Raw genomic sequence first — 12,954 nt, 5'->3', positions numbered from 1 at the left:
TTAGAAAGATAGGATGAAATTAGAAAGAGAGGAAATAGCATGAGCAAACCTATTTTGTTAATAGAGGATGATCAGGAAATTGCAAGGATTATTAGAGATCACTTATCAAGAGAAGGGTTTACTGTAACCTGGGCTTCTACAGGGAAAGAGGGGTGGGAGGATTTTCGGGAACAATCGTATCACCTAGTTATTGTGGATTTAATGCTTCCTGAAATGGATGGTATTACAGTATTAAAAAATATCCGACTTCAAAGCGATGTTCCTATTATGATAGTCAGTGCTCGTCAAGAAGATGAACAAAAGATTCAAGGATTAAAGCTGGGAGCTGATGATTATGTTACAAAGCCTTTTAGCCTAAATGAATTAACAGCCCGGGTGGAGTCTCAGTTAAGAAGATATCACCAATTCCATCAACCAATCTCTAATGATGCTAATCAACACTTTTCTGATGGGTTACAGGTGAACCTGAAAGCACGAATAGTTCAGGTTCAAGCTAGTGAAGTTTACTTGACTAGTAAGGAGTTTGAGCTACTTCGCTTACTATCCACCTATCCATATCGAACATTTTCCAAAATTGAATTATATGAACACGTATGGGGTCAGCCGGATGTATCAGATAATAATACGATACATGTTCATATGAAGGGACTCCGTACCAAACTCAAAGACAGTGTTAAGTCACCGAAATGGATTGAAACTGTTTGGGGAACTGGATATCGTTTCATTGGGGAAAAGCTTTCATGAAAATTAGAACTTGGTTAATGGTTACGTACCTTATTGTTATGACTCTTCCTATTATTGCTGCTTATGGTTTTTATATTCTACTCCAGGAATGGGATAAGGAACAGGGGCTTCAGAATTCTTTTGAATTAACCTCTTATATACATGAACTCGAGGAGAAGCTCCAGGATCCTGACTTATATAAAGTTCAATCTAGCGAATCATTTATGAATAAGCTATTTCCTGCTTTCCAAAATGAAGATGTTGAATTGAAACTATATGAAAATACAGGATTATATTTATTCAATTCAAAGGAGCCCAATAATGCCATTACCTATGAAACAAACCGAGCTACCCTGTTCAAGGATTTATATCAATACGATTTCTCTTATCGAAGCGTTGCTATAAAAAAACCTGTATTCCTCGAAGATGAGATGATTGGTATTTATTCATTGAATGTAGAAAGAACAGAATGGATTGAAGGGGTTCAATCCAGAAGAACGTGGATAATTATCTCTTTTTTTACTCTTTTCATCAGTCTTTACTGTTTAATGATTTGGCTTCTACATAAAAGACTTAATCAACCTCTCTCTCAGTTAATGGAGGGCATGCAAGAATTTGCTTCCACCCATAAGCCCGTTACTTTTTCGTACAGGAAACAGAATGAAATCGGGGAATTAATACAACATTTTGAATCTATGCAGACTCAGATAGAAGAAGCACAACGCACCACAAGAATAGAACAGCAGGAAAAACAAACCATGATAGCTTCTCTTTCACATGATATAAAAACACCTCTTACCTCTTTACGCGCTTATGCAGAAGCCCTTGCATCAGAAGAAAGCTTGACCCAAGAGCAACGAAAGGAGTATGTACAAACTCTTATACGTAAATCCACTCATTTACAAAATATGATGGAGGATCTAACCATATTTACTCAACTACAGTCATCCACATATTCTTTTGACCTTCAACTAGTAGACGGTGCTGAGTTTGTAGATATGTTATTTGAAGGATATGATCAATGGGTTCGAAAAGAAAAAATAACTCTCCATACTCACAATTCTATAAAGGGTTCGTTCTGTATGAATGACCGCCAAATGATTCGATTTCTTGATAATTTATTATCCAATGCTCTTCAGCATACGCATTCTAAAGGTCATATTTGGATTGGTGCATTTCCTTCTGCGGAACATGCATTACCTGATTGGATATTTCCGGAATCTAAAGAATACATCCAAAATATTCCGGATCATCACTGCTTAATCGTTGTCCAAAATGAAGGTAAAGCAATTGCTCAGAAGGATTTAGAGCATATTTTCACTCCTTTTTATCAAGGGGAATCGTCCCGCACACAAAAAGGAAATGTGCATGTGGGGCTTGGTCTTAGTATTGCGAACAGAATTGTCGAACTGCATGGTGGAAGATTTCATGTGTGGTCTGTGCCAGGTAAAGGCACTATCATGGGAATGTCAATAAAGCAATATAAAGAAGGAGAAATGGACTATGAATAAATTTATCCTTTTCATTGGAATAGCGAGCATATTTATCGTTGGAGGATGCTCTACACAAGCCTCTACTTCCTATTCCCCTAGTGAAATTGTTACAAAAGCCGTAGAAGATAGAAGCAATTTGAAAGGGTTTTATATGAAAGGAACTTATAAGATTACTAAAGGAGGTAAGACAATAGATCGAACAGAGATGGAACAGTGGCAGGATTATGAGAGAGGTAACATTAAAGTAATATCAAAAAACAAAACTGGAGAAAAGACGCAATCGTTAAACGATGGAAGCAGTATTATTTTCTACAATTCTAGCCAGAATAATGCATTTAAGACAAGTTCTCCCCAACTATCGTCCGAATGGGTTGGCAGTAATCAACGGGAACAAATTCAACAGACTCTTAACCAAACGATGAAGAGTCATAATATGGAACTAGTTGGCGAAGAAGCCATTAACGGGAAAGATACGTATCATCTAAAAGCCACACCTAAAGAAAGCAATTCGATACGTGGGGAAGAAGAGTACTGGATTAGTAAGGAAAGCTGGATGATTATGAAATCCATCTCTAAATCAGGCGACGTTCAAGTTGATTATACCGTCTCTGAATTAACACTGAACCCTTCCTTTGAGGAGGGAACCTTTACTTTAGATATCCCTAAAGACGTTGATACTAAATCGCTTGATGAATCAAACCTTACCAAGTCCATTACACTCGAGCAAGCGGAAGAAGCACTCGGCCAATCCATTCTACAAGTAACAGATAAATCTTATGAGAGATTGAATATTGAAAAGTATGATTCTACAGGATTTAACAGGACCGAAGTTTCTATGGAATATATAAAAGATAATAAACTCCAATTCGCCTTAAGTGTATTTCCTGCCCCAGAAGAGGACGATGAGCCTTTGCCTAATATAGATCTAGTCGAGGTACGAGGGACAGAAGGAGAATATATGTCAGACGGTATTCAAAATTTAAGCTGGAATGAAAAAGGACTTCGCTACAGTTTATTAGCACAAAACAATAATTTAGCCAAAAACGAGCTCATTCAAATTGCTGAACAATTACAATACAAATAAAAATGATCTATTAAGGAGGACATTATGAAAAAAACTTGGCTAGCCGGACTACTATCCTTCCTAATTCCTGGGATAGGGCAATTTTACATCGGGAAAATAATAAGTGGAATCGCATTTATCATCCTTTACGTAGGTTGTGTTTTATTACCAACTATATTGGGTGAGGAAATGTGGTGGATTGGATTAGCTCTCGCTCCACTTATATGGATCATCAATGTTATTCATGCTATTTTCTCTTCTATCAAAACGAATAAGCTTGTGGCAGAGGCATAAAAGGAATGACCCGCCATTACATCTGTAAAGAATCACCAAAACATTGCATGGAACCGGGTTTTATTGTGTACAATGCAAACCATGAATTTGCCAACAAAATAATTCCATATTATAGTAATTCAGTACAAAAAGCAGCTGCCTTCGGTTTAGGGAAGGTGACAAACGGAGGTGCAGAAGTCTTTAATGTCAAAATCATTGAACGATTCAACACATTTTCCATAGAGAAACGACCATTTTATAAAAATGTTACTAGAAGTCACTGGATTGTCATGAACAATGGAACTCGTGTTGGAACATTACAAACGTTACTGCACCTCACCCATCACCAACTCGTTTTCCACGACGAGCAAACGGAAAGTGTTATTCATTTCTGGACAGAAAAACATTCACATAAAACAATTGGTGTATTTCAAGACGAGCTTATTTTAGGTGCCTCTATCCAAAATAGGAAAGACGACAGCGAGCATGAAATCATGATCCACTCGTCTTTCTACTATGATTCGTTACTCATTGGAATATATCATCTATTTTATATGTTTCTGCATAAATAAGTAAAAGGTGGCTCTTTGGGCCTCCTTTTGTTCTATATTCTACCTATCTAACTCTGAGATGGGATAATCCATATGGTCCTGACACGTTCTACAATAAAATAGGTGTACACATTCATGTTCCTCGGAAGAATCAGTGTCTCCATCTACAAGCTTTAATCCTTCATCATCTAAATAGGGACTATAGTCATCTAAGTAATCTACGGAACGTCCTTTCTCTTCCATCTCAGTACTACATGTCTTGCACCGAACCACAACCTGTTGCATTCCATTACAGGCAGGACAAATAAACATAGCTGATGCTCCTTCCTCTATCCTTCCCTTGTCGATATACCCTGCAATTCTTATGTAAAACTTGACTACGTGGAAAAGAGGAATGGTCGCCCATTCCTCCTTAAGCCATCATATGAATGAATTATTTTTGTCCACCGCTGTATTGTTGTTCAGCCATTTGAACAAGACGTTTAGTGATTTCTCCGCCAACAGAACCGTTTTGACGAGAAGTTGTATCAGGACCAAGTTGAACGCCGAACTCTTGAGCGATTTCAGTTTTCATTTGGTCTAGAGCTTGCTGTACACCAGGTACTACTAATTCGTTAGAGTTGTTGTAAGCCATGTGTCTCACCTCCTGTGTATGCTTATTGTGACCTAAAATAAAGCAATTATTTAAAAATTATTTTGGTAAATTTTATTAAAGTTTAAGCTATTTCCTAATTTTACTTCCTATACTTACGCTATTAGGTAAACATTGGCTGACATATATTTTTTTCTTTCTCACATAATAGGATTACTCACACCACAAACATTACAACAAGGGCTAGTAGAATTGGCTGGTGCAAATCCAGCAAGCCCACCAAAAACAAATAAGAGGTGAAATGTTATGGCGTATAACAACTCTAACCAGCTAGTTGTACCTGGCGTACAACAAGCACTTGATCAAATGAAAACTGAAATCGCTCAAGAATTTGGTGTAAATCTTGGGCCAGATACAACTTCCCGTCAGAATGGTTCTGTAGGTGGAGAAATTACTAAGCGTCTTGTACAAATGGCTGAACAGCAGTACAGCGGTAAATAATTTCATAAGAATGGCAAAAGCCCTCAAGACAGCTTGAGGGCTTCTTTATATTAAGAGCTTGGTTTAGTCATAGCCTTCACATCTATATACTCTTCAAATTGCTCCTCTGTAAGCTGACCAGTCTCCACAGCAGCTTCCTTCAAGGTTAGTTGCTTTTCAAAAGCATACTTCGCAATTTTCGCAGCATTTTCATAGCCGATGTAAGGGTTCAAAGCAGTAACAAGCATTAAAGAATTACGCAAATGCTCGTCTATCTTTTCTTGATTTGGTTCCAATCCTACAACACACCGCTCATTAAAGGAATTCATAGCGTCGGACAAAAGCTCGGCAGATTGCAGGAAATTATAAGCAATAACGGGCTTAAATACGTTCAACTCAAAATTCCCTTGACTGGCTGCGACACCGATTGTAGTATCATTCCCCATTACTTGCGTAGCTACCATCGTAACTGCTTCGCTTTGTGTAGGATTTACTTTACCTGGCATGATAGAGCTTCCAGGTTCATTTGCTGGAATAGTAATCTCACCAATTCCTGAGCGCGGCCCACTAGCAAGCCAGCGAACATCGTTTGCTATCTTCATTAAGTCACCAGCTAAAGCTTTTAACGCACCATGCGCATGAACCAGCTCATCATGGCTTGTGAGAGCATGAAATTTATTTGGTGCGGAAACAAAGGAATTACTTGTCACTTCATTAATGGCACGGCATACTCGATCAGAGAATTCCACGTGTGCATTCAGTCCTGTGCCAACAGCTGTACCACCAATTGCAAGCTCTCTTACATAGGTTAAACTATCCCGAAGCATTCCTTCTGTTTTTTCGAGCATACGATGCCAGCCGCTGATTTCCTGCCCCAAGGTTAACGGGGTAGCATCCTGTAAATGAGTTCTGCCGATTTTAACAACCTCTTCAAAGGCCTCCATCTTTTCTTTTAACGTATTCTTCAGATTTGTTAAAGCAGGAATAACATGCTCCTCTACTTTTAATACTGAAGCGATGTGCATAGCAGTTGGATACGTATCATTAGAGCTTTGAGACTTATTTACATCATCATTCGGATGTAATCTTGTATCATAATTTTGTCCTTCCAGCCATTCATTACCAACATACGCAATGACCTCGTTCACATTCATATTTGACTGCGTACCGCTACCTGTTTGCCAAACGACTAATGGAAAATGTTCTTCTAATTCTCCTCTTATAATTCGGTCAGCTGCATGTGCAATCGCTCTGGCTTTCTCTTGTTCTAATAAGCCTAATTCATAATTAGCTTGTGCGGCGCTTTTTTTCAAAATAGCGAAGGCATGTATTACCTCACGAGGCATTGTTTCATTACCAATAGGGAAATTCTGAACACTTCGCTGTGTTTGCGCTCCCCAATATTTATCCGCTGGGACTTTCATTTCTCCAAGAGTGTCTTTCTCCGTACGGTATTCCATTTCTATTCATCCTTTCCATTACAATCTATACCTAGTTATGTATAACCGTAAACGCTGTTTAACAACGCTTACATAAAAACAAAAATGAAATAGCATTAAAGAAGCTTCACACTATTTCTAACTTTCTATCATTATTATAACATTCCTAGTTCTGAAAAGAAGCGATAAATGTTAGCGTTTGTAGATAGAGTAGTCCATCTGTCCTGTGCTGCGTTCTGTTTCTAAAAACTCCATGCCGCATTGCTTTAGTTTACCGTTTGTCTCTTGGATAACTGTCCTCACCAATTCATACATGATTTGTCCCTGCTCCTTCTGATATTCTATTTTCTCCTCCTTTTTCACTTTCTGAATTTGTTCCTCACAAAACCGATAAGCAACAGCGAGCTTTAGCAGCTTTGGTGAGGCATATTGTTTGTTATTCATAATACAGGTCACCATTGCCATTGATGAAAAATCAATCGAATTATCTACCGGACACTGTTGTAAAGTGAGCTTATCCTGCACCTCTACAAACGGAAGATCCATGAATGAGAAGCTATGGTGAAGCCCATAATAATACTTTAAAAATTCAGATTGGGATACAATACCATATACTTCTAAATACAGCTCCTGCAGCTGATTGTAGGCATGCTCTCTTTGGAAAATACCAGATGCATGAAACCACTCAAACCTAGACCTCAATCGTTGGATGACGATATTAGCAAACAACGTTACAATAATAGAAATGACCGCAACCATTAACGAATTGGAAGCACTCATACTGTTCACCCCCATCCTACATATATAGATATACCTCAGAAATTATGCTCCCTTTCACAAGATAGTAAGATTTTTAATCGTAATAAAGGAATCATTTCTCTTATAATAGAAGTAGTCCTTATTAATGAAGGAAACAGGTCCATCAAAAGGAGGGAAAGCTATGCCTAATTTGTGGACACATATCTTATTTTGCGAGGAAATTATGGAGTCCGTAAACACGGAGAATTCCCAGGAGGAATGGAATACGGTTCAACCATTTTTGAACCTTGGAGCACAAGGACCAGACCCCTTCTTTTATCATCATTTCTTACCGTGGAGGAAACCTTCTGCCGTCAATGAACTTGGAAGTGTTTTACACTACTACCACTGCGGTCCTTTTTTAATGAGTCTGATTGATAAAGCCATCGGTGTCTCCACTGCAACAAAAGCATATATATTAGGGTTTGTTACTCATCATATTCTTGATCGGAATACACATCCATTTATACATTATTTTTCTGGTTACGAAAAAAACAAGCATCAAGTGCTAGAGGTTACTATAGATACGATTATGATGGAACGATACCGACATCTACAGACGTGGAAAACGCCTGTATATAAAGAAATCAATGTAGGTGCCTCCATCCCGCAAGAAATTGAAGATATGATAGATGAAGCCATTTCCATTTATTATCCAGATGAACACAACAGGACAGAGAAACATTATGTACAGGCTGCCTATAAAGATTTCAAGCAAGCACTACGCATATTATATGATCCATATGGCTGGAAGAACATTCTTCTTGGTTCTACCATAAACCCTTTTTCTCACCAGCCGATAACATCAAACCATGACTATTTGAACGAAGCAAGAGAACAATGGCGACATTCTGCAACGTACGAGACTCAGCATGAAAGCTTTATAGACCTTTACGATCAAGCCCGTGCGGAAGGAGTGGAAATCATCAATGAACTACTACACTATTGGAAAGAACCAACTGAAGACAAACGCCACTACCTTGAAACCCTTCTTGCAAACATTTCGTATGATACAGGAAAACCAGTAGAGGAAGATTGGTCTAATCAATATAGTAACCCTGTTGTATAAAGAAAAGCTGCTCCCATCGGATGGGAGCAGCTTTTCTTTGTTTCTGTATAGTTTACTAATACGAAGGCCTGGAAATAGAGGTAGTTTGAACTCCCCTCCTCAAACCAGTACATTCCTTTATCTAAACGGTGCTATCCTTTTCTTACTTATCAGGAGCTCTCCCAAATCCCTTATTAACTATGCACATCAAGAGGATTCTCGTTTCTTGTCGCTTGTTGCGCTTCTTTCGTACCTTTATCAATGTCCAATCGGTGGAGGAGGAATATTCCTGCAACAAAAAAGATGACAAGGGAAAAGATGCCTAACCGGCTGGACCCTGTCAGTTGTCCAACGAGGGCAAACAGGAATGGTCCGAAGATAGCTGCAAATTTTGAGGAGATACCATAAAACCCAAAAAATTCTGCATGACGATCGGCTGGAACCATACGCCCGAAAATGGATCTGCTTAATGCTTGTGCCCCTCCTTGAACGAAGCCCACACATGTGGCTAGAATGTAAAAATGGAGTGCAGAAATCATAAAAAACCCTAAAATTACGATACCGATATAAATGTATAATGCCAGTAATAATGCTCGTTTAGCAGTCCATTTCTTGGCTAGCCATCCGAAAAAGAAGGAAAATGGTATGCCGACAAACTGAGTAATTAACAAGGCTGTAATCAGATCAGAGGTTCCGATACCGATAGAAGAACCATAGCTTGTTGCCATTTTTATAATTGTAGATATGCCATCATTATAAAGCCAAAAAGCGACTAAAAAGAGAAGCAGCTGTTTGAATTGGTTCAGCTCCTTAAATGTAGTGCCGACTCTTTTGAACCCAATTTTCACATAGGAGCGAGATTTTTTAACAGGATGTTTCGGCTCTTCGATGACATTTTTGAACAGGGGGATGGAAAAGGCAAACCACCAGAGTCCGACAGAGATAAAGGAGATTTTCGTACCCATTTCTGTAGAGGGCAAGCCAAACCACTGATATTGTTGAATGAGCAATAGATTGAAAGCTAATAGGAGCCCACCCCCGATATACCCATATGCAAATCCCCAGGAGGAAACTTTATCCATATCCTCGTCCTTTGCTATTTCAGGAAGAAATGCATCATAGAAAACATTGGCGCCCGAAAAGCCTACTGTCCCAATAATAGTGAGCAATGATGCAAATAAATACTCACCTGAATCGACAAATGCTAACATGATACTAGCGATCATTCCCATGTAAGCAAAGAAACGAAGAAACTTTTTCTTAGCAGCTGAATAATCACTAATAGCACCGAGTATTGGTGCTAAAATTGCGACGATTAATACAGCAATAGATTGGGTATAGCCCCAATAACTAGTTGCTGTTGCTCCATCTACATTAGAGGCAGCTACTTGAGAATAATAAATCGGCAATACAGCAGCCATCATAGTAGTAGCAAAAGCAGAGTTTGCCCAATCATATAATGCCCAGCTTCGTACAAGTTTTTTATTCATGAGTTTAGACCACTCTTTCGTTTAGGTGTAATCTCAGAATAGCAAATGTGTAGAACAGCATGGGCTATTTTACGAAATTTTACAAAAAATTTATCCAAATATAAAGGAGCTATGTATGAACATTACTATTTTTGGCGCCACTGGCAGGGTCGGAAGTAAGCTAACTAACCTACTTCTCGAGCAAGGCCATCATGTCCGCGCCCTCGTTCGTAACCAAGAGAAGGCAGTGGAGGTCATTCCACATGCAGAGTTAATTATTGGGGATGTGAGGAATGAAGGAGACGTTCAAAAAGCCATTCGTTCTAGTGATGCTGTAGTCTCAGCTTTAGGTACAGATCGCACCACAACACTCTCCGAGGCGATTCCTATAATAATTCGACAGATGATGCAGGCAGGTATCAATCGTATTGTTACGATAGGAACGGCTGGGATATTAGATAGTCGTTACGAAGCTGATAAATATCGATTTCAATCTTCTGAGTCTAAACGAACGAAAACGTTTGCCGCTGAAGAGCATTTAAGCGTATATCAAACGCTACAGAATACTAATTTCGATTGGACGATTATTTGTCCCACCTATCTTCCTGATGGGGATGCGGAGGGCAGTGTCAGATTTGAAGAGAACCTTCTCCCTATTGATGGGAAGAAAGTGACCACAGGCGACACAGCAGTTTTTACCTATGAAACACTACTTAATAATTCCTTTTCACAAAAGAGAGTTGGCATATGCTACTAGTCACTGGATTGCACAACGTTCAGAATCAAATGTTACTCTCCCCTTTATAGGGAACAACTCAACATCAACGTTGGTTCGTAACAGCGTCATTTGAAACAAGCTGGTTAGGTAAATCACCTTCATAATTCCTTAGTGAATGTAAAGGATCAAGCTCGCACACCATGTATAGGCAATATTACACACTATAAGCCTTGCAGCCAAAAAAAGCTCCCAATCCTTCTGCCGGAATGGGAGCTTTTTTCACTATTCTTTAGACCCGAATATGTGTACCCTTTTAATAGTTTTTAGGAGTGGATCCTATACGTTTATTAGAGTAAGAAGTGGTCTGAAAAACACTCGCTTTTCAGAAACGACCTCTTAATATCTCGACTGGACATCGGACGCTATACGGAAAAAAGCTAGTAGTAAAACCAAGTTTCTACTAGCTGAACATCCTAACATGATGTAAGGAAGCTACCATTATTCCGGTACTATTCCAAAGTATTCCTCAAGGGTAGAGGTGCTGTTGTGTATTTCGGTGGCAAGCTCCTCCCCTACAAATCGTAAGTGCCATGGCTCATAACTATAGCCGGTGATGCTCTCTTTTCCTTCTGGGTAGCGGATAATGAACCCATACTCATGTGCGTGGTTCACTAACCACATGCCAGCCTCTGTCTTCCCAAATTCCTGTATTAGCTGAAAGGACACTTCTCCATTCGTGACGTCCATGGCCAACCCTGACTGATGCTCACTATGTCCAGGCTGAGCGGAAACCTGATTGGCTTCTTCTTCTCCCATGTTTTCTACATTTCCTTTATAAATTGTCTGCTGGCGATCAAAGGATCGATAGCCGGAAGCAGCTACTAACTCAATGCCTGCTTGTTCAGCATCTGAAAAGAGCGTCTCTAGATGCCTTGCAGCTTCCTTTCTCATCTGCTTCTTCGGGTGAAACTCTTCAAAATAAAAAGGCACATCTGGAACAACTAAATCGGATGGCACATAATCCTTGGGCAGCTGGCGTTGTTTGTTAATAACGGCAGTTACACTTTTGTGTTCTTGGAGAACTCCATTCTCATTTGTAGCAGAAGGTTGAGCAGCTGAATCTTCCATCGAGGATTGATCATCTTGCTCTATGGAATCATTCCCTTGTTTTTCGCTATCTTCTTCTGAATCATTAGAATTGGTATCATTTTCCTCAGATGACTCTTCTTTTGGTTGTTCCTTCTCTTCAGGCGTTGCTTCCCTTTCTGATGAGGGGGTTTCTTCTTTTTTTTCTGAACCATCCCCACCGCTCCATTGGCACGCTGAAAGGACAATAGCAACGACAAGAATGGAAGGCGCCAGTATTCGTTTTGTCATGTGGCAGATCCTTTCTATTCTATAAACTTATTCCTTAAACAATATAACACTTTCTAGCATTTCATAAAATATGTATCTCTTTAGAGCACAATAAAATCCTAGCACTCCCTACTAGAGTGCTAGGATGGATTCCCAGTATGTTTGCTACGTATGTCATCTGCTTCAGAATATGTGACCAGCCTACTATTCGTAGGTGTACGGCTTATATTGCTGACTTAACACCATGAAACGTTCTTGATCTCTCTTATCTATCGCTTCATTAATCTGTGTTTCCAGATGTTGTTTATTCCACATGTAGCACAATTCATCGAGAACTAAAGAGGACGCCAGCTTGACTTCAAAAGGTAATTCCTTCTTGGCATGGATTACTTCTCTTCCTTTAAATAGATAACATTTTAATTGAAACGACACCTTATGTCTTTCCATGGAACATACCCCCTTGTTCCTTTTTTATAGTATATTACATAACATCAAAAATTGAAACAATATTCTGAAAATACTTCTTGTAATTTTTATTCCCTTTTATCTTGGATTCAAAACAAATAGGGAGAAATATTGTCCATACCCTTGTCTTTATTAGAATTAATACCCATTTTCCCCAACAATCCTTTTTCTAATCATAAAAAATAATTTCAAAGTGATATTATTCCTACTAAAGAGAAGCATCGTTACTACAATATATGGGTTTCTTCTGGAAAACGATTATGGTCAACACAATCATGCTTCTAGAAATAGAACTTTTTCTCCTGAAAGCGCAGTACTAAGAGCTTACTATAAAAAAAAAGGGGGGGACCGCTCATAAATTCGAAAATTCGCTCATATTTTCTGATATCCGCCCATAAATAAGAAAATCCGCTCATATTTTTCGATATTCGCCCATAAATTTGAGAATCCGCTCATAAATGCTGCTGCCATACGGTTTTCCGTATG

The 12,954-nt window shown here is 39.0% G+C and carries 14 protein-coding genes; 8 read left to right on the top strand and 6 right to left on the bottom strand.

Going from position 1 to position 12,954, the window contains the following annotated elements; genetic code table 11:
- Positions 1 to 39: 39 nt before the first annotated feature.
- The 5 genes from ACFFGV_RS07660 to ACFFGV_RS07640 are packed head-to-tail and all read left to right on the top strand — an operon-like array spanning position 40 to position 4,124.
- Complete coding sequence (locus ACFFGV_RS07660; RefSeq protein WP_377346290.1) at positions 40 to 744, top strand: response regulator transcription factor; 705 nt, start codon at positions 40 to 42, stop codon at positions 742 to 744.
- Positions 741 to 2,234: a HAMP domain-containing sensor histidine kinase gene (locus ACFFGV_RS07655; RefSeq protein WP_377346286.1), complete on the top strand. Its 1,494-nt coding sequence runs from the start codon at positions 741 to 743 to the stop codon at positions 2,232 to 2,234. The genes ACFFGV_RS07660 and ACFFGV_RS07655 overlap by 4 nt, the downstream gene beginning before the upstream one ends.
- Entirely contained in the window at positions 2,227 to 3,300 is a 1,074-nt protein-coding gene (locus ACFFGV_RS07650; protein ID WP_377346284.1) for a LolA family protein, read from the top strand. Before ACFFGV_RS07655 ends, ACFFGV_RS07650 begins: the two co-directional genes overlap by 8 nt.
- A gap of 24 nt (positions 3,301 to 3,324) precedes the next feature.
- Positions 3,325 to 3,573: a hypothetical protein gene (locus ACFFGV_RS07645; protein ID WP_377346282.1), complete on the top strand. Its 249-nt coding sequence runs from the start codon at positions 3,325 to 3,327 to the stop codon at positions 3,571 to 3,573.
- Positions 3,574 to 3,578: 5 nt separating this feature from the next.
- Positions 3,579 to 4,124: a hypothetical protein gene (locus ACFFGV_RS07640; RefSeq protein WP_377346280.1), complete on the top strand. Its 546-nt coding sequence runs from the start codon at positions 3,579 to 3,581 to the stop codon at positions 4,122 to 4,124.
- Positions 4,125 to 4,536: 412 nt separating this feature from the next.
- On the opposite strand, the gene ACFFGV_RS07635 is transcribed toward ACFFGV_RS07640, so the two are convergent.
- The gene (locus ACFFGV_RS07635) at positions 4,537 to 4,737 is read right to left on the bottom strand and encodes an alpha/beta-type small acid-soluble spore protein (RefSeq protein ID WP_377346278.1); all 201 of its coding nucleotides are present in this window, start codon (positions 4,735 to 4,737) and stop codon (positions 4,537 to 4,539) included.
- A 264-nt stretch (positions 4,738 to 5,001) separates the two neighbouring features.
- On the opposite strand from ACFFGV_RS07635, the gene ACFFGV_RS07630 reads away from it, so the two are divergent.
- A complete protein-coding gene (locus ACFFGV_RS07630; RefSeq protein ID WP_377346276.1) occupies positions 5,002 to 5,196 on the top strand; it encodes an alpha/beta-type small acid-soluble spore protein in 195 nt (64 codons plus the stop codon).
- 50 nt (positions 5,197 to 5,246) lie between these two features.
- Here ACFFGV_RS07630 and fumC read toward each other — a convergent pair whose 3' ends face one another.
- The gene (fumC, locus tag ACFFGV_RS07625) at positions 5,247 to 6,635 is read right to left on the bottom strand and encodes a class II fumarate hydratase (protein WP_377346274.1); all 1,389 of its coding nucleotides are present in this window, start codon (positions 6,633 to 6,635) and stop codon (positions 5,247 to 5,249) included.
- Positions 6,636 to 6,806: 171 nt separating this feature from the next.
- A complete protein-coding gene (locus ACFFGV_RS07620) occupies positions 6,807 to 7,394 on the bottom strand; it encodes a hypothetical protein (protein WP_377346271.1) in 588 nt (195 codons plus the stop codon).
- Between the two features lie 160 nt (positions 7,395 to 7,554).
- Here ACFFGV_RS07620 and ACFFGV_RS07615 point away from each other — a divergent pair, with 160 nt between their 5' ends.
- Positions 7,555 to 8,481 carry a zinc dependent phospholipase C family protein gene (locus ACFFGV_RS07615; RefSeq protein ID WP_377346269.1) on the top strand — a complete coding sequence of 309 codons (927 nt, stop codon included), beginning with the start codon at positions 7,555 to 7,557 and terminating at the stop codon, positions 8,479 to 8,481.
- Between the two features lie 173 nt (positions 8,482 to 8,654).
- Here ACFFGV_RS07615 and ACFFGV_RS07610 read toward each other — a convergent pair whose 3' ends face one another.
- Positions 8,655 to 9,950, bottom strand: a complete 1,296-nt coding sequence (locus ACFFGV_RS07610) for an MFS transporter (RefSeq protein WP_377346266.1) — start codon at positions 9,948 to 9,950, stop codon at positions 8,655 to 8,657.
- A gap of 115 nt (positions 9,951 to 10,065) precedes the next feature.
- Between ACFFGV_RS07610 and ACFFGV_RS07605 the strand changes: the two genes are divergently transcribed.
- Positions 10,066 to 10,686 carry an NAD(P)-dependent oxidoreductase gene (locus tag ACFFGV_RS07605; RefSeq protein WP_377346264.1) on the top strand — a complete coding sequence of 207 codons (621 nt, stop codon included), beginning with the start codon at positions 10,066 to 10,068 and terminating at the stop codon, positions 10,684 to 10,686.
- Positions 10,687 to 11,145: 459 nt separating this feature from the next.
- Here the strand turns inward: ACFFGV_RS07605 and ACFFGV_RS07600 are convergent, their stop codons facing one another.
- A complete protein-coding gene (locus tag ACFFGV_RS07600) occupies positions 11,146 to 12,024 on the bottom strand; it encodes a M15 family metallopeptidase (RefSeq protein ID WP_377346262.1) in 879 nt (292 codons plus the stop codon).
- A gap of 183 nt (positions 12,025 to 12,207) precedes the next feature.
- A complete protein-coding gene (locus ACFFGV_RS07595; protein WP_377346260.1) occupies positions 12,208 to 12,450 on the bottom strand; it encodes an IDEAL domain-containing protein in 243 nt (80 codons plus the stop codon).
- Positions 12,451 to 12,954: the final 504 nt, after the last annotated feature.

The organism is Pontibacillus salicampi, from assembly GCF_042434395.1.
GTDB lineage: Bacteria > Bacillota > Bacilli > Bacillales > BH030062 > Pontibacillus > Pontibacillus salicampi.
This window is presented reverse-complemented; position numbering and strand designations above follow the sequence as displayed.

Coding starts and splice junctions, on each gene's coding strand:
- ACFFGV_RS07645 (WP_377346282.1), top strand. CDS start 3,325: ATGAAAAAAACTTGGCTAGCCGGACTACTATCCTTCCTAATTCCTGGG.
- fumC (WP_377346274.1), bottom strand. CDS start 6,635: ATGGAATACCGTACGGAGAAAGACACTCTTGGAGAAATGAAAGTCCCA.
- ACFFGV_RS07595 (WP_377346260.1), bottom strand. CDS start 12,450: ATGGAAAGACATAAGGTGTCGTTTCAATTAAAATGTTATCTATTTAAA.
- ACFFGV_RS07615 (WP_377346269.1), top strand. CDS start 7,555: ATGCCTAATTTGTGGACACATATCTTATTTTGCGAGGAAATTATGGAG.
- ACFFGV_RS07600 (WP_377346262.1), bottom strand. CDS start 12,024: ATGACAAAACGAATACTGGCGCCTTCCATTCTTGTCGTTGCTATTGTC.
- ACFFGV_RS07610 (WP_377346266.1), bottom strand. CDS start 9,950: ATGAATAAAAAACTTGTACGAAGCTGGGCATTATATGATTGGGCAAAC.
- ACFFGV_RS07650 (WP_377346284.1), top strand. CDS start 2,227: ATGAATAAATTTATCCTTTTCATTGGAATAGCGAGCATATTTATCGTT.
- ACFFGV_RS07630 (WP_377346276.1), top strand. CDS start 5,002: ATGGCGTATAACAACTCTAACCAGCTAGTTGTACCTGGCGTACAACAA.
- ACFFGV_RS07660 (WP_377346290.1), top strand. CDS start 40: ATGAGCAAACCTATTTTGTTAATAGAGGATGATCAGGAAATTGCAAGG.
- ACFFGV_RS07635 (WP_377346278.1), bottom strand. CDS start 4,737: ATGGCTTACAACAACTCTAACGAATTAGTAGTACCTGGTGTACAGCAA.
- ACFFGV_RS07640 (WP_377346280.1), top strand. CDS start 3,579: ATGACCCGCCATTACATCTGTAAAGAATCACCAAAACATTGCATGGAA.
- ACFFGV_RS07620 (WP_377346271.1), bottom strand. CDS start 7,394: ATGAGTGCTTCCAATTCGTTAATGGTTGCGGTCATTTCTATTATTGTA.
- ACFFGV_RS07655 (WP_377346286.1), top strand. CDS start 741: ATGAAAATTAGAACTTGGTTAATGGTTACGTACCTTATTGTTATGACT.
- ACFFGV_RS07605 (WP_377346264.1), top strand. CDS start 10,066: ATGAACATTACTATTTTTGGCGCCACTGGCAGGGTCGGAAGTAAGCTA.